The organism is Leptotrichia sp. oral taxon 847, from assembly GCF_001553645.1.
Classification (GTDB): Bacteria; Fusobacteriota; Fusobacteriia; order Fusobacteriales; family Leptotrichiaceae; genus Leptotrichia.
In genome coordinates, this window is record NZ_CP014231.1 from 755,194 (window position 1) to 777,143 (window position 21,950).

At 29.7% G+C, this 21,950-nt stretch carries 12 protein-coding genes and 3 tRNA genes; 7 read left to right on the plus strand and 8 right to left on the minus strand.

Going from position 1 to position 21,950, the window contains the following annotated elements; genetic code table 11:
* Window positions 1–44: 44 nt before the first annotated feature.
* Window positions 45–1,472, minus strand: a complete 1,428-nt coding sequence (locus AXF11_RS03415) for an RNA-guided endonuclease TnpB family protein (RefSeq protein ID WP_068154935.1) — start codon at window positions 1,470–1,472, stop codon at window positions 45–47.
* A gap of 12 nt (window positions 1,473–1,484) precedes the next feature.
* Window positions 1,485–1,886, minus strand: a complete 402-nt coding sequence (tnpA, locus tag AXF11_RS03420) for an IS200/IS605 family transposase (protein WP_068154937.1) — start codon at window positions 1,884–1,886, stop codon at window positions 1,485–1,487.
* 296 nt (window positions 1,887–2,182) lie between these two features.
* On the opposite strand from tnpA, the gene AXF11_RS03425 reads away from it, so the two are divergent.
* The 3 genes from AXF11_RS03425 to AXF11_RS03435 all read left to right on the plus strand — a co-directional run bounded on the left by AXF11_RS03425 (window position 2,183) and on the right by AXF11_RS03435 (window position 2,426).
* Window positions 2,183–2,258, plus strand: a tRNA-Val gene (locus AXF11_RS03425).
* A gap of 8 nt (window positions 2,259–2,266) precedes the next feature.
* Window positions 2,267–2,343 (plus strand) — tRNA-Asp (locus AXF11_RS03430).
* A gap of 7 nt (window positions 2,344–2,350) precedes the next feature.
* Window positions 2,351–2,426: transfer RNA gene (locus tag AXF11_RS03435), tRNA-Phe, on the plus strand.
* Between the two features lie 392 nt (window positions 2,427–2,818).
* On the opposite strand, the gene lpxD is transcribed toward AXF11_RS03435, so the two are convergent.
* From lpxD to AXF11_RS03460, 6 genes are all read right to left on the minus strand, one after another.
* Window positions 2,819–3,823, minus strand: coding sequence for a UDP-3-O-(3-hydroxymyristoyl)glucosamine N-acyltransferase (gene lpxD, locus AXF11_RS03440; protein WP_068158212.1), 1,005 nt, complete (start codon window positions 3,821–3,823; stop codon window positions 2,819–2,821).
* Window positions 3,824–3,934: 111 nt separating this feature from the next.
* Window positions 3,935–6,256, minus strand: a complete 2,322-nt coding sequence (locus tag AXF11_RS03445) for a BamA/OMP85 family outer membrane protein (RefSeq protein WP_068154939.1) — start codon at window positions 6,254–6,256, stop codon at window positions 3,935–3,937.
* Between the two features lie 8 nt (window positions 6,257–6,264).
* Entirely contained in the window at window positions 6,265–10,905 is a 4,641-nt protein-coding gene (locus AXF11_RS03450) for a translocation/assembly module TamB domain-containing protein (RefSeq protein ID WP_068154941.1), read from the minus strand.
* A gap of 380 nt (window positions 10,906–11,285) precedes the next feature.
* A complete protein-coding gene (locus AXF11_RS11005) occupies window positions 11,286–11,414 on the minus strand; it encodes a hypothetical protein (RefSeq protein ID WP_257720980.1) in 129 nt (42 codons plus the stop codon).
* A 19-nt stretch (window positions 11,415–11,433) separates the two neighbouring features.
* Window positions 11,434–13,650, minus strand: coding sequence for a RelA/SpoT family protein (locus AXF11_RS03455; RefSeq protein ID WP_068154943.1), 2,217 nt, complete (start codon window positions 13,648–13,650; stop codon window positions 11,434–11,436).
* 753 nt (window positions 13,651–14,403) lie between these two features.
* Entirely contained in the window at window positions 14,404–16,851 is a 2,448-nt protein-coding gene (locus AXF11_RS03460; RefSeq protein ID WP_068154946.1) for an autotransporter outer membrane beta-barrel domain-containing protein, read from the minus strand.
* 658 nt (window positions 16,852–17,509) lie between these two features.
* Between AXF11_RS03460 and AXF11_RS03465 the strand changes: the two genes are divergently transcribed.
* The 4 genes from AXF11_RS03465 to AXF11_RS03480 all read left to right on the plus strand — a co-directional run bounded on the left by AXF11_RS03465 (window position 17,510) and on the right by AXF11_RS03480 (window position 21,937).
* A complete protein-coding gene (locus AXF11_RS03465) occupies window positions 17,510–18,547 on the plus strand; it encodes a tetratricopeptide repeat protein (RefSeq protein ID WP_068154948.1) in 1,038 nt (345 codons plus the stop codon).
* Between the two features lie 30 nt (window positions 18,548–18,577).
* The gene (locus AXF11_RS03470; RefSeq protein ID WP_068154949.1) at window positions 18,578–19,510 is read left to right on the plus strand and encodes a dihydroorotate oxidase; all 933 of its coding nucleotides are present in this window, start codon (window positions 18,578–18,580) and stop codon (window positions 19,508–19,510) included.
* A gap of 115 nt (window positions 19,511–19,625) precedes the next feature.
* Window positions 19,626–21,191: an ABC transporter substrate-binding protein/permease gene (locus AXF11_RS03475; protein WP_231724761.1), complete on the plus strand. Its 1,566-nt coding sequence runs from the start codon at window positions 19,626–19,628 to the stop codon at window positions 21,189–21,191.
* Window positions 21,191–21,937 (plus strand): amino acid ABC transporter ATP-binding protein, encoded by a 747-nt coding sequence (locus tag AXF11_RS03480; RefSeq protein WP_068154954.1) that lies wholly within the window; start codon window positions 21,191–21,193, stop codon window positions 21,935–21,937. Before AXF11_RS03475 ends, AXF11_RS03480 begins: the two co-directional genes overlap by 1 nt.
* Window positions 21,938–21,950 lie beyond the last annotated feature (13 nt).

Genomic DNA, 21,950 nt, shown 5'->3' on the forward strand with positions numbered 1-21,950 from the left:
GAATATTTACATCCTGTTGGCTTGGTTCAAAACCAGTTTTTATTTTAAAATCCCATACATTTTAATGTTTTTACATTTCCTTTTTTTATTCTTTCAATTTCTTCTTTATGCAATTTAACAAAATTTTTAAATTCTTTTTGTGCTTTTTCTATATTTACTTCTTCTAAATTTTCTTTTACATTCTTTATTAAAAATGCAGAATACAAATCTCTTTGTATTTTATTTCCTAATATTTCTACCCATCTTTTTGATAGACTTTTCTTTTCATATTCATTTGTACTATGATTTAGTTGACTAGCTTTTACTTTAAAAGTATCAATTTTTATTATATTTTTTCCAATATATTCTAATTTTCTATTTATTATTTCAATTAATAATGCAGGTGCTCTATTTGATAAAGATTTTCCAAATCTCTTTTTCTTTTTAAATTTTCCAGTCTTTTCAGATATTTCAGTTTTCTTGCTTCTTCTCTGTAAACCTTTAAAACTCATATTTTCAACTTTTACTATTGTTCCAATTTCTAGTATACTATTCGCTAAAATATTATGAGATTGTTCCCTTTTCTCTGCGATTTTTCTCTGTAAATTTGAAAGTTTTAACTTTGTTTTTACATATGATTTGCTCTTTTTCCATTTTTCTTTATTTTCTATATTAATAGTACCATCAGCATTGTATTTATTAGGATTGTTTGCTCTTCTCTGTCTATCTAGTTTTCTTTGTAGCCTTGTTTTTTCTTTTTCATTTATTTCTATATTTTCAGCTAAAATCTTTAATTCTACTTTATTATCACTAACGATTGCTATTGTTGAAGTTCCTATATCAATTCCAATTTCATTTTCTCCACCGACTTTATGTTTTTTAGGAGGTGTCCCCTCAAAAGTTATTTGAACGTAGTATTTATTTTTTCCATTTACAACCCTCTTAAGTAATCTACAATACAATAACTTATCTAAAAAACAACTTTGTGCATATTTATCATTATTTTTTATTATTACAGGAATCTTTAAGCCTAACCAAGATATGCAACAATCTTCTTTAAAAAATCTAAGTCCTGTAATATTACCTTTTTCTCTAACTGAGTAGAAATTTCCATAACTTTTAAAATATACTTTTTTAGCTTTACCATACTTAAATTTTTCATAAGTCGCAAAAGCTCTTTCAGCTAATTCTTGTCCCATTTGTGAACCTATATTTTTTTTAAATTTTTGAGTCATAGCTTTTACAAATTTATTTAATTCAAATTTAGATATTAGATATTTTTTCTTAAGTTCTTTATATTTTTTAGATTGTTCTTTTTTATCTAATTTCTTAATTTCTTTATATTCAGAAGAATTTATCATTTTTCTATGTCTTTTAAGAATTTCACTAAGGCAAGAATTATATATCATTCTGGCTATGTTTAGTCTCTTTTCTAAAATATGTTCTTGCCATAGTTCAGTTTTTAAAGCTAATGTTAATACATAATTCGCCATAATTCCTCCTTCTCATCTTTCTTTTTGAGTTTGGATATATCTTTTTATTTGTTCTTCAGTATTTTCAGAAACAGTTGCAACAAAATAACTAGGGTTCCATAAGTGTCCATTCCATAACTTATTTTTTATCTCAGGATGTTTTAAAAAAAGTTTTCTTGCAGAAATTCCTTTGAATATTTTCAAAATATTAGGTATGAAATGTTGAGGACTACACTCAAGTAATATATGAATATGGTCTAAATTTGTTTCCATTTCTATTATTTTTATATTATTTTCATTAGAAATTTCAATTAATAATTCTTTTAAAGTTTTTTCAATATCATCAATTAATACTTTTCTTCTATATTTTACAAACCACACTATATGATATTGAATTGAATACACATATCCTCTTCCAAAATTAATATTTATCATCTTTTATCACTATTTTTATTATACCATATGTATTTAATTATTTCAAAGTCTTTGTAAACAAAAAAATTACTATTCATCTCATTCCTTGCGTTGCGAGTGTTCTGGCATAACTTCATAAACTATGACTATTATTACAATTATTGAACAAACTGTTAATTTACTTATATTTAGTATACTATATCTCGTTTTAAAGTTATTTCCACGATACAATACTCTTTAAAAAAAAATACAAAATTTTCCAAAAAAAGTAGTTGAAATTTCTTTATTTTTATGATATACTTAATAAGTAATGTGATGGTCGCATAGCTCAGTTGGGAGAGCACCTGCCTTACAAGCAGGGGGTCATTGGTTCGAGCCCAATTGTGACCACCATTTTTTTTGGAGGTGTAGCTCAGCTGGTTAGAGTGCTTGCCTGTCACGCAAGATGTCGCGAGTTCAAATCTCGTCACTTCCGCCATTTATTTGCCCAGATAGCTCAGTCGGTAGAGCAAGGGACTGAAAATCCCTGTGTCCGTGGTTCGATTCCGCGTCTGGGCACCATTATTCATGTGATAACGTAGGTTATCATTTTTTTATTTTAAACTTTTCTGAAATCACTTAACCAAATGAAATAATGAAATGAAATTACCCCGAAATCTTTAAAAAATATTCATTTACATTTTTACATAATTCTTAAAAATGTGCTTGTTTAATAAAAAATGTATCTTTTGATTTTTTACCATCAGATACATTTTTAATTTAAATTAACTAAAAGTTTTTATGATTAAGATTACAATTATTTCTACACTAATTCATAAGGAAAAAACGGTTAAAAAATTTTCTTATTTATTTGGATTATTTCCTGAATCATTTATTATGATTAAAATAATTATAATCCAAATAATTAAGTTTAGGTCCAAGATATCCACCTCTTACTTCAAAAACAAAAATTTTTATTTATTTTCTAATTTTCTTTCCAATTTTTTGACTTTTTTTACTAACTCAGGAACTCTTCCCATAGACATTTTTATTCGTAAATCATCTATATGCTCTCTTAGTGGAAATCCCGACATTTGTTTTCCATCTGGCACATTATTTGTAACACCTGATTTTGCAGCAATTACAACATTGTTTCCTATTTTTAAGTGTCCAGCTACTCCTACTTGACCCGCAAGAATTGTGTTATTTCCAACTTCTACGCTTCCTGAAATTCCCACTTGTGCTATTATAAAACAGTTTGAGCCTATTATGTCGTTGTGAGCGATGTGAACTAAATTATCAATTTTAGTTCCTTTTTTTATTATTGTATCACCGATCGCCCCTCTATCAACACAAGTATTAGCCCCTATTTCTACTTCATCTTCCAAGATTACATTTCCAATTTGTTCTATTTTTACATTATTTCCTTTTACTTTTATGTAGCCAAATCCGTCCGAACCAATTACTGCTCCTGGCTGAAAAATACATCTTTTACCTATTTTAGAAAACTCTCTAATTGTAACATTTGAATAAACTATTGTCCCGTCACCTATTTCAGTTCCTTCAAATATGGAAACATTTGGATAAATAACAACATTTTTCCCTATTTTTACATTGTGACCTATATATGTGTTAATATTTGAAACACTTGCAGTTTCGTCTATCACTGCTGAATCTTCTATTGCTTTTTCAAAAGATTTTATTTTAGGTTTAAAATAATTTAATAAAATTGGCATTATTTCTCTCGGATTTTCATCTACCACAATAAATGTCTTATCTTCTGGCAAATTTGGAATTTTGGGGACTATTAACGCTCCAGCATTACATTTATCAATATTTTTTAACATTTTTTCATCTGCGGCAAAAGCCAGTTCTTCTCCATTTGCTGCAAAAAAAGGAGCTAGCCTTGTAAATTTTATTTCATTATTTCCGATAATTTTTCCATTTATTAAGTTTGCTATCTCTTTTATATTATACATCTTTTCCATTTTTCACACCTCTTTTTATTTTTAAAAAATTAACAGGGAATCCCAAAATCCCCTGTTTATAAAATAACTTTGTATTTATAATTTTCAACTGTAAATTATATTTTAGAATGATTGTCCAAAACTGAAATAAAATTTACCGTGATCTTTTTTCTGACCTGGTTTTTCAGGATCCATTGGCCAACCATAATCAAATCTTAATGGACCAACTGGTGTATTTAATCTAAGTCCAATTCCGTAACCTTTTTTAAGATCTTTGAAATCGTGTGAATTTTTTCTATCTGGTGAATATGTTCTTCTTCCTGTTGCTGGATTTACTCTTTCTTTTTGCCAAGCGTTTCCTATATCAAAAAAGGCAACTAACTGTACTGTGTCATTAATTTTTGTTCTATTTTCAATACTTGCGAAAAATTCATCATATCCATCAAATGCTCCATATTCATACCCACGAAGTGTTTCAGCTCCTCCGACACTAAATCTCATTGCATCAGGAGTTCCACTTCCTGTTGTTCCCCAAACTGCTCTATATGCCATTATATTTCGTTTTCCAAATAATGGATGGAACGCTCTTAAATCTGCTTCAAATCTGTCATATTTTCTAGGATCTTTAAGTAGCTCTCCTCTTTCATAAGTTAGATTTGCATAAAGTCCTTTTGATGGATCATTTATATTATCTCTTGTGTCATAAATTAGTTGTGGAGTTAATGCTATTAAGTTATATTTGTCTTTAACTTCTCCTCCTGAATAAATTTCTTTTTTATGATCATATCTAGCTGCAAGTCTTACGTAAATATCTTTATTTAATCCCTTACCAATTGTCCATCTTGTTCCTATTGTTTTAACTTTTTCTAGTTCGTCCCAGTCAGCATCATCGTCAACAGATTGTGTCCAATAAGCAGAACCTCCTAATTGAACTCTTTCAGTTCCTCTTACCCAAGGATCAAACCAGTCTATTGAAAATGTTTTATCCCCTTTGTTTGAAGCTTCCAAGTTAATTGATGCCTGTTGATCTCTTCCTAAAAAGTTATCATCTGATAATTTAAGTCCTCCAACTAATCCAACTGAAGTACCATAAGAAATACTTCCATTAATTGTTGTGGTAGGTCTTTCTTCCACTATGAATTTTACATTTCTTTCATTTGGATCATCTTCACTTCCGTAAAGTTCTGGTGTTATTCTTGTAAAAATACCTGTTCTGTATAATTCAGCCATTGTTTGTTCTATATTTTTTTCTTCTAATACTTGCCCAGGTTTTACTTCTAATACTCTTTCAAAGACATAATCTTTTGTTTTTAATTTTGTATTCTTATCTGTTTGTCTGTCATCATCTTTTTTTGATATATATTTTTCAAAAGTTACATTCTTAACTATTCCTTCACTAAGACCTATATTTACATCTCCTGCTTCTGATACATTTATTGATTCAATTCTCGCCGTTGTATATCCATTTTTAGAATATAACTTAACTACACCGTTTGAATCAGGATCTAATAAATTACCGTTTAGTATTTCTCCTCTTTTTAATCCTAGTGCTTTTTCCAATTGATCATTAGTAAACAGAGTGTTTCCTTTAAAGTTTACACTCTGAACAGGTGGATTTTCCTGCACTATATACAATATTGAAACTGTATTGTCAGCTTTTCTATCTATCTTAGGCTCAACACTTGAAAAATAACCTGAAGAAAATATTTTTTTGGCACCATCAATTGCTTTTTGTGGAATAAGTTTATCTCCTTCTTTTATTGGAAGATCTTTTAAATAATCATCTTTATTTAAAGTTTTGATACCTTGAATATCCACACTTGTTACTGTAAAATTTGTTTCTTTTTGATTTTCTTCATTTTGCACTTCTCTTTGAACAATATTTGCTGCATTTGGAGCTTCTTCAACTCTAACATCAATATTTACCGCATTTCCAACGATAGTCGGAACTACATTTACATTTGAGATATATTTTTCTCTTTTTAATGCCAAATAAATATCACTTAAATCTTTATTTGAGTAGTTTTCACCAGAATGAACTGGAATTTTTGATCTCACTAAATCTTCTGGCAATTCATTTAAGTTAGAAATTTTTATTTCTCCAACTGTCAAGTCATTTCTGTTTACTACTACCTCTTTTACCTTTTTTTCTTTTTTCTTTTTACCTTTTTTTCCTTCATCTCCAACTTCTTCACTAAAATTCGCTGTAGAATTAGTTTCTTCATCAGCTGGCTGTATTTCCTGAGCTTGAGATGTTTTTTCATTTTCATCTTCAGCCGCCGGCGTCAAAGAATTTGTCGTGGTGTCCGCTACTAGCACTGCTGTAGATTTAGTTTCAGTTTTAGTTCCAACAGTTTTTTCTCCCTCTTCAGCTGCTTGTGCCATATTATTCATCGAAACGAATAATGTTACTACCACAATCAAAGCATAAATTTTACTTCTCATTTTTCCTCCTATTTTGTTAATGTATCCAATTTTCTTTTTTTGAATATTTTTCTAAATAAATCACCAATACTATTGGCTTTCGTTGAAAAATCAACTCCAAAATAATAATTTATTTTGTTTTGTTTTTTCGTTGTATTTGTATTTATTTTATTATTTTTTCTTGCTGTTTCTCCTCCAAGTCTAAAATCAAGACCAGTTGCGACATTATAACTTAACCAAGCATTGTAGCCTATCGGATTGTCTTCCTGTTCTTTTGAAGATTGGAAAGGAAATTTTATTGCTAAATTCCAGTACACTTTATCTTTGTATAATTTATCTTGTAGTGTTAATGTTGTTGAAGCACTGTATTTACCAGTTTTATCCGATTTATCCACATTTGTCGATACAGCTAGTTTTGATAGTCCTAATGCCCCTCCAATTTTATCAGTTATTGAAGAAAAAATCAACTCATTTAATGCAGTATTTAAAAGTGAACCTGCGACAACTAGCCCATCTTCTGAGTTATCTTTGCTATCTTTTTTTTCTTTATTTCCGACAACTGTGTCAAAGGCTAAAAGAGAAATTATTTCTTCTCTTGTTTTTCCAGAACTTGAACTAAATCTAATATCAGGATTATTTATATTTCCAGTAACATCTACTTCTATTCTTTCTCCACCAACTTTTGTACTAGCTTCAAATACAACGTATGCGTTTGACATAAAGTCAGTTTCTGAAGTTGATTTTGAAAGACGCACTACCGAGTTATCTATTTTAAATTCATTTCCATTTAAGTAAAATGAACCTTTTGAAACATTAAAATCACCTATTATTCCAATTTGTCCATTTTCAAAAGAAATTTCAGAAGTACCTTTTATTGTACCTTTTATATTTCTCACAAGACTGACGCTCGGAATATTTAATTTCACTTTTTCACCAACTTGAACATCTAAATTAACAGTATACTGTTTTAAGATTTTATCAAGCACTTCTTCAACTACACCTTCTACAATACTCTTATCTTTGGCTTGTTTTTCTTTTTGTTCCTCAGATAATTTTGAATCTTGTTTATTTGCAAAATCGGGTATCTGTCTAATTTCAGCATCACTTACAATTAGATTTCCAAACAATCTTTCTTCTGTCAATATCAAATTCCCTGTAAGAGCATAATCAATATCAGTTCCATAATGAAGTCCCAATTTATTCAATTCCGCATTTAATTCAAACTTGCCAAATTGTAAACGTTTTGTTTTCATAAAATCTGCTGGTATCGTTGGCACGTCCAAATTTCCACCGACATTAAATGTCCCGTTATTAAATCCACCGTCCAATCGATTTACAATAAGTTTTGTACCTTGCAAATCAATATTTGCGTTAACGTTGTCCACTAATGTCAATGCATCTTTCGTTTTATAATTGAAGTTATTTAGCAAAATATGTCCTGAAGTTCCATTGCTATTTGAAATAACGGCATCAATATTTGCTACTCCACTAGCTTCACTCACATCTTTATTCGCTGTTAAAAAGTCCAAATTAAAATTTTGTGCCAATACAGAAATATCGTATTTTATTGGTGAATAATCAACATATCCGCTTACTACAAGTGGATTATTTTCATAATTTAAGTTAAATAACCCTATATTTACCGTTTTATTATTACCTTGAAGATCTATGTCCACATCAGTTACTGGGAATCCAGCTAGAGTTACTTTATCAGATTTTATTCTTAATCCTGTTAAAAACTTTTCAAAACTTCCTTTATAAAAGAAATTAAAATCAATGTTTCCACTGTATCCTTTATTTTTTAAGTCCTGTACAGAATCTAGCGCAAAATTATGATCTTCAACCTTGTAGTCAATATTAACGTTCGCTAAATCAAATTTCGTATTTGTCTCAAATAAAGTTTCATTATTTTCTCCGACAAATTTCAAATTTTTTATATCAAATATACCGTATTTAAACAGTTTGTCAATATTTCCATTGCTATAATCAATATCTGCCACAATGTGTGGAATTTTATAACTTCTGTAACTCATATTTTCTAAGATTACCTGTCCAGACAAGTCAAATTTATTTAAATCACCTTTTAAATTAACTTTTGATCTTGTTCCAAATGTTAAATCGTTCTTTTTCAATAATTTTGGAATATCATTTTCATTCAAATTAAATGCCAAATTAGCTACTCCGTTTCTTAAATTATATGTTCCAGAAATATTATTATCTCTTAAAGAAACGTCCCTAAAGTTTATTACGCTATTTTTTACATCCAAATATGCTCTTGTTTTCCCAATCGTGTTAAAATTAATTTTTGTTGTCGATGGAGTTAAAACAATTTTACCGTTTAAATTATCTGGCGTTCCAGAAACATTTGCCTTTAAACTGTCCACATACATACTTACTTGCGGGTCAAATGTACCGTATAAAACATAATTTTTTAACTCGGCATCAAATTTTGTATGTCTTGTTTTTAAATTATAGCTTCCAGTCGCAAACAATTTATCATTTCCAAAACTTTGAATTTTTAAAATGTCATTTTTTAAATTAAGTTTTGCTGTTAAATTTTTTAGTCTTTGATATTCCAACCAAACTTCGGCAGCATTGACATACATATCCAGATCCAATTTTCTTAGATCATTAATCTTCCCATTTGCGTGTAAATTTTCATATTCTACTATATATTCTCCATAAGGACTGTAAAGTTCATAGCTTCCTGAAATTTTATTGTTTGTACCATTAATTTTCACCTTTATATCAAAAGGTAATTTTGCTTTATTTAATCCTTTAAAATTATAGCCATAATTTCTTAAAAGTTTCGCTAAATCCATTTTGCCCTTACTTTGTACACTGTAAGAATGTTTCATATTTGACGTTGTTGTACCTTTTACACTTATCACTGTTCCACCAGTATGCACATCAGCTTTTATGTCATAATTTCCTCTGTTTATATTTATATTTGCAATTATACTATCGATCATTTTTATCGGCAAATTTTTAATTTTTGCTTTTATATGTCCCGAACGAAGAATATGTTTTTCATCAAATTTAACAAATAATTTTTTCACATCTGGATTTAAAACATATTTTTTCCCATTGTATTTGATAGTTATGTAACCGTTTCCTTTTGCATTTACAAGAAGCGTTTTTGCCTTTGGATTTATAACATAATCGGCACTTAGTTTTCTTGAAATAAGTGTCCCAGAAATAACATTTTTACTTGAAATTTTAGCACTTCCTACAAATTTTGGAATATTGTAATCAGAGCCTTTGTTTATCAGAATATAATTACCTTTTCCTGTCTTTTTATTCAAATCGTATGTAAATTTTGGAACTTTTACGTCATTTTTTATGTGAAATCCGCTTATCACCTCATCAAAACGAAAAGCCGAATCGGTTAATGTCAAAAGTTTTTTTTCAGTGGAAAGTTTCATTTTTGTAGTTACATTACTAAAATCATAATTTGCTATAGTTATTTTTTTTGATGAAAATTTCCCATCTAGTTCAACTTTTGCATCTTTGAATTTCTTTTTTCCCTTATTCTTATTTTCTTTTTCGTTTTTTTGAGTGTCAACTCTCACATTTAATTCTCCAGTAATATTTCCTTTCGCCTTTACGTTAAAATCTTTTAAAATTTTGTACCTTGCAATTTGTGAATAAGGAACTTCCTTAGTTTTTATTTTTAAATTGAGCTTTTTGTCCAGATGTCCATAAGTCAAAAGTAGCGAAACCGGTTTTCCTGATAATTTTGAACTTGCATCAACGACAATTTTTTCTTTTGTAAGATTAATATTTGCATTAATTTTGTCAATATCGCCTTCAAAATCAACATAACTTAATCTTCCGTTTTTTACGTTCAAATTACCAATTGCTTCCATAGTTTTAGTAACTTTGTTATTTGACAAATTAAGTTTCCCGTTTAAAATTCCATCTTTTATTGTAATCATTTCCAGTGGAGCATATTGTCCTAGCTCTTTTGTTGCTCTCACATTTCCAAAATCAAAATTCAAATGAAATTCTTTTCTTCTATTATCACTATTTTTTATTTTATCAAACATTGATTTTGTAGACTGACTAGATTTTATCATCTGTTTTAACTCAATTTTCAAATTTTCAGTTGTATTATCTGGATTTAAATTTCCTATTCCCTTAGCCATCAATGAAAATCCACGAGATTTTGAAATTTCCAGATTTCCATTTACACTTTTTAAAGATTTTTTTATCTTATTTTTATAACTCGTATCAGCGTAGTTAAGTAGCACATCGTGAATAAAAAGTTTTCCAAGTCTACTTGTTCTGTCAAATGTTTTTGCCTTTTTATTCTCTTTCACTATGTGAAAAATATTAAAATCATTGTTTTTCCCTCGCTCCAAATTTACAGTTGCATTGTAAATATCTATCTTACTAAGCCTGGTTGGCATAAATAAATTTATTTTTGCAACCGCTCTTTTTGCATCAATTACCACATTTCCCGACAGATCTTTAACTTTCAAATTATCAATCTGAATTTGACTAAACCCATAAAGCCGGACTTTGGTAAACTCAACATTTAACACATTTGTTTTTAAAACATTCGTCAATGTCGACTTAAAATGTGATGTTGAAATATAATATTTTAATGCAATCAAAGACATTAGAAGCGGTATAAAAACCATTAAAGATTTTTTTAAATATTTCATTTCACAATTTTTACCTCCTTTTCCGTAACTTGTACATTTTAATCTGCACTGTCAATCAACTATAACTGACCATTTTGAAAAGGATAATTCTTATGCCTTTTATCTTTTTATTTTGTAATAATTTATCTTTATATTGCACATATTTTTTACAATAAAATCTAATTACCCTATTTTTTGATATTCTCCTGTTCATCAAACTAAAAATATCTTCCTGTATTTTAACACAATTTTGGATAAAAATCTATTTTTATTTAAAAATGAAGTTTACAAAGTAAAATCTTTTTAAAAAAATTCAAATTACAATATATAATTTAATAATATGTTAAAAATTAAAAAACATTACTAAATAAAATAACATTTTGTATCTCCAAAATAAATATTTAAAGAAATTTTTCTAAAATATAATATCCTATTGCAATTATGATTACCCAAAATATTAATTTTTTTGCTAATTTAAAAATCAATTTCAAAATGAAAAAAACTATAATTATCGTTATCAATGTCTTCATTTTTATTCCCCCAAAAGATTTATTTTATTATCTCAATTACATCTTTCATTGATTTTAGATTGTTTGAAAGTTTGTCAAAATCTTCTCTATTTCTTATCATTATTCCCAGATGCATAAGGCAAAGCTGATTTCCATTTTCTTTTAAAAGGTTTGTATTGACGTTTACAATTTCCATCTTATACTCATTTAAGATTCTTATGATGTCTAAAAGAAGTCCATTTCTATCGTATGCCTTCAATGAAAAATTAAACTGGTATCTTGTTGTATTTTTGCGGATTTCCTCTTCATCCCAAAATACTTCAACTTCTCTATCTGATTCAGTTTCCATCAATTTTTGAAAATTTTTACAGTCTTTTCTGTGAATTGCAATTCCTCTACCTCGAGTTACATATCCACAAATTTCATCTCCGGGAAGCGGACTACAACATTTTGCAAAACGGTACATCGTATTTTCTGTTCCTGAAATTTTTATTCCACCTTGACTTTTTTCTTTCCTTTTATTTCCTTTCTCCTGTTCTTCTTCCAAAACTTCTTCCAGTTTTTTTTCCTGTTTTGTCTCAAATTTTTTCAAAAATCCATCAAGTGATAAATCCCCTGTTGCAAATTTATAAAAAAGTAATTCTTTTGTAGAAATATTAAATTTTTTCATATACAAAAATACTTTTTCTTCTTCTTCAACATCTTTTAATTTTAGTCCTAATTTTTCAAATTCTTTTTCTAATAATTGTTCACCTTCTTTTGATTTTTCTAAAAACTCCTTATCTTTGAACCATTTTCTGATTTTTAATCTTGAGCTATGGTTATTTACCATCGTTATCCAATCTTTTCCTGGACCTTTTGTATTTTTGGAGGTTAGAACTTCGACTTTATCCCCATTCTCAAGAGTCTGGTTAAGCTGAACTATTCTATCGTTAATTTTAGCCCCAATTGTTCTGTAACCAATTTGTGTGTGAATTTGAAATGCGAAATCAAGAGCCGTTGAATTTTTTGGAAGCTCTATGACATCGCCTTTTGGAGTAAACACAAAAATTGTCTGATTTAGTACATCTCCTGTAACTTCTCTTGCAAAACTTTTCGTTCTTTCTTCTTCATTATTTTCATTATTAGCATTTTTCTCAATAATTTTTTTGACAGCTGCATAATATTCCTCGTCTTTTGATTTTTTTTCTTTGTATTTTTTATCTTTGTATTTCCAGTGCGCTGCAACTCCATCTTCGGCAATTTGATGCATCTGTTTTGTTCTAATTTGAATTTCCACTTTTTGCTTTTCGGGTCCTTTTACCGTTGTGTGAATGGACTGATACCCATTTGACTTTGGCGCAGCGATGTAATCTTTAAATCTCCCTGGAACTGGAATAAATAAATTGTGAATTATCCCAAGTGCATTATAGCATTCATCTTCCTTTTCAACAATTATCCTAACCGCTATCAAATCATTCAAATCAGCAAATTTCTTTTCCTTTTCAATCATTTTACGATAAATGCTATAAAGATGCTTAGGTCTTCCTGTAACCTCTCCTTTTAAATTATGTTTTTTAAGCTCTTTTTCAATTTCTAATATAACTTTTTTTGTGTAATCTTCCCTTTCCTGTTTTTTTGTATTTACAAGTTCTTTAATTTCTTGATATTCCTTTGGATGCAAATATCTAAAACTTATGTCTTCCAGCTCTGACTTTATTTTTGACATTCCAATCCTATGTGCAATCGGTGCAAAAATTTCAAGTGTTTCCTTAGACTTTTCAAGTTGCTTTGCAGGCGTCATATATTTTAGCGTTCTCATATTATGAAGTCTATCAGCAAGTTTTATAATTACGACCCTGATATCCTCAGACATCGCCACTACCATCTTACGAATATTTTCTATCTTTTTACTGTCCGTTCGTGGCAAATTTCTAAGTTTTGTAACTCCGTCAACCAGTTTTCTGACATCTGCTCCAAAAATATACTCAATATCAGGCAATGTAATTAACGTATCTTCCACAACATCGTGAAGTATCCCAGCAACAATCGTATCCGTATCCATCTTTAAATCAGCCAGAATTTTTGCGACTTCTATCGGATGTAAAATATAATTTTCTCCACTTTTCCTCTTTTGTCCAGTATGCGACTCATTTGCCAATGTAAAAGCTTGTGAAATCTCTTCAGTATCCACATTCAAATTATTTTTTTGAATTCTGTCCAAAAGCTGCTGCAATAGTTCTTTTGACGTTTTATTTATCACTTTTTCCTGTTCCATATTTTTCTTCCTTTCAGGTCAAAATTAAACCTACTTTTATTTTCTTCAATTTTACTATATATTTTAAAAAAAATCTATCTTTTTAAACGCTAAAACAGAGTAAAATACTTAAAGTAAATTTTAATTTCAATATTTTTTATTTATTTTGATTACAAGATGTTATTTTAATTAGTATAGTTTTTTATTTTTTACATAAGGGGAAAGGACCGCCATTTCCCCTTATAATCCCCACGCTCGTCTAAGAATTTTTTTGAAGCAAAGCCGAAACTCACTTCGTTCAGACAGTCGTCTTTACTCCAAAAAAATCACGACACCTTTTGTATAATAGTAGAATTTAAACCGTCGGAGCATTTTTATGCGCTGACAAAACTGTCTGAGCACAATCAGTGCGAGTTTTTTGGCAGTGCATAAAAATGTCTTGAGCCTTGCCGGGGTGCAGGGGTGCGGCGATGAGCACTTCTGCTTAAAAAAATAAATTATTTTAGTAATTTCGTGAGTTGAATAAGAAACTTAAAATAGAAATCTTTATTTGCTCCCAAAATTTTTATACTCAAATACTAAATTAAACGCTAAAGATAGATTAATAAAATAAAAGCTCAATTTACAGCGATTACTTTTAAATTTTATTAATATGATTTTGAAAAAATTTCAAATATTCATTTTCTCAATTACATAAAGCTTTTAACAACTTCATAGACTGAAAAAACAAAAAAAGCAAGAATTTAAAATCCTGCTTTTTTTATATCTTAAAAATTAAAAAGTATGTTTAAACCCGATAGTTCCTTTATATCCTGAACGTTTTTCATTTCCAAATGAATGTTCATATCTTGTATCTACATACAAATTGCTTTTTTGTCCTACTGGAGCTTGAGCGCCTATTCCTATTTCTCCCCAAGTTGTACCGTATTTTTCGCCTACTTTATCAAGTCCTATATTTGCGTACTTGTTATTATTTTTTATCAAATCATGCCATACATTTGCTATCGCATAATATGTGTTTGTTCTATTTGTGGCTTCTGAATTTTTATCGTATGAAATTCTTACTCCCGCTCTTGCTCTTAATCCGTTTCTATTGTCTTGACTTACATCTCTTAAACCGTCATTAAATGATTTTGTGTGTAAATATTGATAAGCTAACTGCGCTTGTGGCTCGATTGACCAGCTGCTGTCACTTATATTTTTAGAAAATTTAAACGGTCTTCCAACTTCCGCTGACAATAATAGTCCATAACCTTTTTGTTTTGCATCATAATTATCTCTTGAATCATATTTATTTTGTAAAAATGACATTTGTCCAACTAAATCGTAATATGAGCCATTTGGTGTATATTTAGTTTTTGTAAGTCCTAAAGAAATACTTTCCGATTTTCCTTTCCCTGTAAACTTATCATCAGAAATATATCCATTTTCTGCTCTGTATCTGTCAAAGAAATCCGTATTTGCTCTGTTATAGGCAATATATCCACCCAATAAATGAGTGTTTCCCTTCAAATCTTCATTTATTTTAAAGTCATATCCCGCTTGGACTCCATAAATATCATTTTCATATTCAAATCTTTCTTTTCCTTTTTCATTTAATCCACGCCCAAAAATTCTAGTCCAAATTTGACCTTTATCTTTTGACATATTTTCTAAATTTAAAATTTGATTTTCTCCTCTTCTTTCATGAAGTGTCCCAATAGTTTCATATCCCATTTCCAAATTAACTTTTGGCATCAAGACATACGCAGCAACTGGCTGTGCCATTATGTATATTGGTTTAGAAGAAGGGGTTGTTCCACCACTTGTTCCGCCTGTTCCAGCAATCACTCCTAAATTTGCACTTCCAAGCGGCGCAATAGTCCAGTAATATTCCCAAATTCCATTAACTCGTCTACTAGTAAGCTGTGCTTCTGCCGCTCCCGCAGTTTTTGCAGTTCCAGTAAACGTAGTTGGTGATGAATTTCCAGCTACTTTTACAACTGGGACACTGTTTATTCGTTGCGATAGTTGCTGAACATTTCCAGGAATATAATTTTCAAATATATTTTCTTGTGGGGTATCATCAATATAAATTGGTACTACTTTTGTTGTTCCAGTTGCATTTCCTGTGATGTAGACTAAATCTGATTCTGAATTTTCTCCATTTTCACCACCTGGTGCATTCCAAACAGTATTCATTTCAATTCTACCATTATCTCCATGATAATTTCCTTCTATAATAAGTTTATCCTTGTTGGAATCATTTGTTAACTGAATAAGTCCACTGTTATTTAAAGTTCCATCATTATTAATTCCATCAGATGTCAATTTTATATGATAAATTGAAGTTACCCCATCACTTTCTGTAACATTACTTTCATCAAATGATAGAAAGGATTTTTTATCTATATTTAATGAATTAATTGTCGCTCTTTGTTCAGAAAGAGAACTATTTTTACTTAATCCCCAATATGCTCCACCTACCAAATTTACATTTAAAATAGATTTTCCATGTTTTGTCATCAAACCTAATATTTGTGTCCCACCATCACCTTCAGTGCTATCATCTATTCCATTAACTGTCAATTCTGAATAAACACCATTTGCTTCATCTGCATCAACTTCAACTAACCAACCATCAGCAGCTGAATGAATTTGTGATTTAAAACCATTAGTACCGATTAAATTAAGTTCCGCATTTTTTATTCCGTATCCATTCTTAGCTTCAACTTTTACAGTAGGCACTGTTGAATTTGGTGCTGTTATAAAAACATCTTTTAAAGTTACTTTCTGATTTGTAGCACTAGAATTTGCTCCTGTAATTGGATTTGTTACTGTATATAAAATTGCTTCTTTTGATGAATCAAAATTCATGTCAATATGATTTGATACTCCAATCTGACCAATCGTTTTAAATTCAGTATTCGAATCTGTAACTGTTATCAAAGTTCTGGGTGTAAATAAAGGACTTGGCGTTCTTGAATCTATATCTCCTTGTCCTGTAAAAATAAATTTTTTACCTTCACTAATCCTAAAAACACCATGTGAATAATTATTATAATTAAGAACATCCCCATCTCCAGTACCAGAATTTACAATATATTCTCCATTTGCATTTGGAGTGATTGGAACAGAAAATCCTAATGCTCCTGTCATTAAAAATGTAATCAATAACGCTTTTGTGTATTTTTCTTTTCTTTTGATTAAACTTTTAAAATAATGTTCAATCTCCTTTAACATTTCCATTGCCTTCTTTCTTAATTTTTTAATTTATTAAAATAGTTATAACACAATTTTTTAATAAAGTCAAAAAAAACTTGGTGAAAGATGGTTTAAAAATTTTAGGGGCAGATTTTTTAATTTCAAATTTTTTAGGTTATTCTTGATTACAAGATGTTATTTTGTTTAATATTATTTTTTTATTTTTTACATAAGGGGAAAGGACCGCCATTTCCCCTTATAATCCCCACGCTCGTCTAAGCATTTTTTTGAAGCAAAGCCGAAACTCACTTCGTTCAGACAGTCGTCTTTACTCCAAAAAAATCACGACACCTTTTGTATAATAGTAAAATTTAAACCGTCGGAGCATTTTTATGTGCTGACAAAACTGTTTGAGCACGATTAGTGCGAGTTTTTTGTCAGTGCATAAAAATGTCGAAGACTAGCCGGGGTGCAGGGGTGCGGCGATGAGCACTTCTGCTTAAAAAAGAAAAAATTATTTTAGTAACTTTCTGGATTGAATGAAAAACTTAAAATAAGATTTTTTATTTACTCCTAACTATTTTACTCTGACCTTGGTGAAATAAAAATTTTAAAAATAAATAAACTTCTATAAGTTGATATTCTCACTCTTTTTTGGTATAATTAATTTAAGACAAATTAAAAAAGGTGATGATTTATGGAAGGGATTACATTGGAAAATTTAGATAACAATGACACAGGGCAATTTTTAGAAGAAGGAAAAAAATATCTTGAAAAAGGCGATTTTGTATTAGCGGAAAAATATTTAAAAAAAGCGACAAAATCAGGAAACAGAGAAGCATTTTTGCTACTTTTTGACATATTTTTAAAAGATGACAGAACTAATATTGCGGAAAAATATTTAAAACCAATTGCTGACGGTGGAGATCTTGAATTTCAAAATAAATTGGGAGAAGTTTACAGCCAAAAAGCAAATTTTGAATTAGCAGAATATTATTTTAAACTAGCGATAGGAAATGGAAATAAAAAAGCGCAGTATAATTTGGGAAAACTTTACTATGAATATCAAAAAAAAGATTTAGCAACAGAAAATTTAAAAATTGCAGCAGATCAGGGACAAGACCAGGAAGCACAAGTATTACTTGCAAAAATTTACAAAGATTCCGGTCAAACTGATCTAGCACAGCATTATTTAAGCGCTGCAAAAGACAACGCAAAAGCTTATTATTACTTAGGAAATTTATACGAAGAAAAAAATGAATTAGCTCTAGCTGAAAATAACTGGAAAATTGCAGCTGATGAATACGATGACAAGAGCGCTCAAAAAAAATTAGTCAATTACTACAAAGATAATTTGACACTACAAAAACACTATTTGTCGCTACTTGCTGATAAAAATAATCTAGAAGCATTTGTAAAATTGGGAGACATTTTTTCACAAGAAAAAAATTATGGACTAGCATTTTCAAATTACAATAATTTTTTTAATGCAACTTCTAATCTAAAAGACAAACCTAAGCCTGATATGTCTGGAATTGACAAGGAAAAATTGAAGCTTAACTACGGTAAAAGTTGTGTTTCGCTAGGAAAATTTGAAATTGCTGAAGAATGTTTCAAAGATAATAAATATTTAAGCGACAATGAAAATATTATCGAAGTAGCAAAATTATACGAAACAGCACAGCAGTTTAAAAAAGCTATTGAATATTATAAATTGGCACTGCATATTCAATAATAATTGAAATAGTAAAGATTGGAGAAATAAATGGTATCTACAAAGACAAAAATAGCAAATTTTGAATTTGATAACTGTATTATGAATGCAGCAGGCGTTTTGTGCTACGACAAGGACGAACTTGAGAAAATATTAAATTCAAAAGCTGGAACATTTGTTACAAAAACGGCAACATTGGAAAAAAGAGATGGAAATCAAAAACCTAGATACTATGACACAAAATTGGGAAGTATCAACTCAATGGGACTTCCCAATCTGGGATTTGATTACTACCTTAATTATTTACTGAAATTAAAGAAAACTCATCCAAAACGAAAATTTTTCTTTTCACTTGTGGGAATGTCGCAAAATGACACTCACACATTACTAAAAAAAGTACAAGAAAGTGATTTTGACGGGATAACAGAGTTGAACTTATCGTGTCCAAATGTGCCTGGAAAGCCACAGATAGCATACGATTTAGAAACAACCGAAAAATTACTGGCAGATATTTTTTCATATTTTGAAAAACCGCTTGGAATAAAATTGCCGCCATATTTTGATTTAGTCCACTTTGACCAGGCAGCAAAAGTTTTTAACAAATTTCCATTAGCTTTTGTAAACTGTATAAACAGTATTGGAAATGGAATCGTAATTGAAGATGAAAGCGTGGTTATAAAACCCAAAAATGGATTTGGAGGGATTGGAGGAGAATATGTAAAACCTACAGCTCTAGCAAATGTTCATGCTTTTTATCAAAGATTAAACCCAAGTATTCAAATTATTGGAACAGGCGGAATCTCATCAGGAAGAGATGCATTTGAGCATATTTTATGCGGTGCAAGTATGGTTCAAATTGGAACAATTTTACACAAAGAAGGTCCGAGCGCATTTGCAAGAATTACAAACGAATTAAAAAAAATTATGGAGAAAAAAGGATATAAAAATATTGATGAGTTTAAAGGGAAATTAAAATATTTATAAAAATATTTCAAAAAAACAGTTGCCAATAATATTAAAAAAGACGTAGCAAAAAACATAATATAAAATTACCGAAACATTAATTAAAGAAGGAGCATTATTTAAAATAAAAATGAGAATGAATAAAATAAAAAGTAAATTATTAGTATTTCTGATCTTTATGATGACATTCGTAACGGGATATAGTGCAAGTGATGAAATTAAAGTGGGGATGGAGTGTGGGTACGCTCCATTCAACTGGTTTCAAGACACAAATAAAAATGGCGCAATAAAAACTGATGGTGGATACTGTGGTGGTTACGATGTTGAAATAGCTAAGGTTATAGCTAAAAAATTAGGAAAAAAATTAGTAATAGTAAAAACGGAATGGGATGCACTACTTGGACCTGCACTAACATCTGGAAAAGTTGATTTAGTAATAGCTGGTATGTCAGCAACGCCTGAAAGAAAACAAAGTTTATTATTTACAAAACCATATTATGAATCAGATTTGGTAGTAGTAGTTAAGAAAAACGGAAAATATTCTAAGGCAAAAACAATTAATGACTTTTCAGGAGCAAGAATTACAGGACAGTTAAATACATTACATTATGGTGTAATTGATCAAATGAAGGGTGTCATTAAACAAACTGCAATGGAGAATTTTCCTGCAATGATAGTTGCTCTAAATTCCAATAAGATTGATGGATATGTGTCAGAAAGACCAGGAGCGATGGCAGCTAAGTATTCGAATCCAAATTTGACATTTATATCATTTGATAAAAATACAGGATTTAAGTATGAAACTTCCGAAGTAAATGTTGCAATCGGAATGAAACTGGGAAATACAGAATTGGAAGAGAAAGTAAACAAAATACTTGACGAAGATTTGACTCCAAAAGTAAGACAAAAAATAATGGAAAAGGCAATAAAAACACAACCTGGAAATACTTCAAGATCATTTTTTGGATGGGTAGCATTCTTTATCCAAAAAAACTGGCTTCAATTTGTTAAAGGGACAGTTATGACACTATTTATTTCATTGACAGGGACTGTGGTTGGATTTTTAATTGGAATAGTAGTTGCCTTGTCAAGACAAGTAGAAGCTGAAGCGGATAACAGAACTTCTAAATTTAAAAAAGCTGGATTTTATATTTTAAATAAATTTTTTGCAATATATATTGCAGTGTTTAGAGGAACGCCAATGATGGTGCAATCAATGGTAATTTACTACGGATTGTCACAAGTATTTGGATTAAATTTATCACCGATTGTAGCTGCGTTGTTTATTGTTTCGATAAATACGGGAGCTTATATGAGTGAAATTATAAGAGGTGGAATTGATTCGATTGATAAAGGACAATTTGAAGCTGCAAAAGCTATTGGTATGACAAATTTCCAAACAATGAAGAGCATAATTTTCCCACAAATGTTTAGAAATATTTTACCAATGATCGGAAATGAATTTATTGTAAATATTAAAGATACTTCTGTACTAAACGTAATCAGCGTTACAGAATTATTCTTTATTTCAAAATCTGTTGCGGGAACATATTCGAGATATTACGAAGTCTTTATCATAACAAGTGTGATTTACTTCTTCTTAACATTTACATTATCGCTACTTCTAAAACAACTTGAGAAAAAAATAGATGGGCCTCAAACATTTGAATTTTTAGAAGAAGTTGAAGAAGGAGAGAAATAATGTCAGATAAACAAAAAGTAATAGAAATTAAGAATATAAGAAAAGATTTTGGAAATAGAACGGTTTTAAAAGATATAAACTTTAATGTACACGAAGGAGAAGTCGTGAGTATAATAGGTTCTTCTGGAAGTGGAAAATCTACGCTTTTACGATGTATAAATTTACTAGAAACACCTACCAGTGGACAAATCTTGATCCACGGGAAAGATGTATTGAACGGCGATGTTCCTTTGGTTGAGTTGAGAGAAAAAGTTGGAATGGTCTTTCAGCAATTTAATTTATTCAATAACTTAAGTGTTCTAGATAACTGCGTTATTGGACAAATGAAAGTTTTGAAAAAAACTAGGGAAGAAGCTGAAAAAGTTGCAAAAGAATTTTTAGGAAAAGTTGGAATGTCAAGATTTATTAACGCAAAACCAAATCAAATTTCAGGTGGTCAAAAACAAAGGGTTGCAATTGCAAGAGCCTTATCTATGGAGCCAGAAGTACTGTTATTTGATGAACCAACATCGGCACTAGATCCTGAAATGGTTGGAGAAGTTTTAAAGGTAATGAAGGATTTAGCCAAAAGCGGACTTACGATGATTGTCGTTACACATGAAATGGATTTTGCTCATGATGTTTCAAGTAGAGTAGTCTTTATGGATCAGGGAATAATTTTAGAAGATGATAAGCCAGAAATCATTTTTGAGAAACCAAAACACAATAGAACAAAAGAATTTTTATCGAGAATGCTTCAAAAATAATAATTTCAAAAAA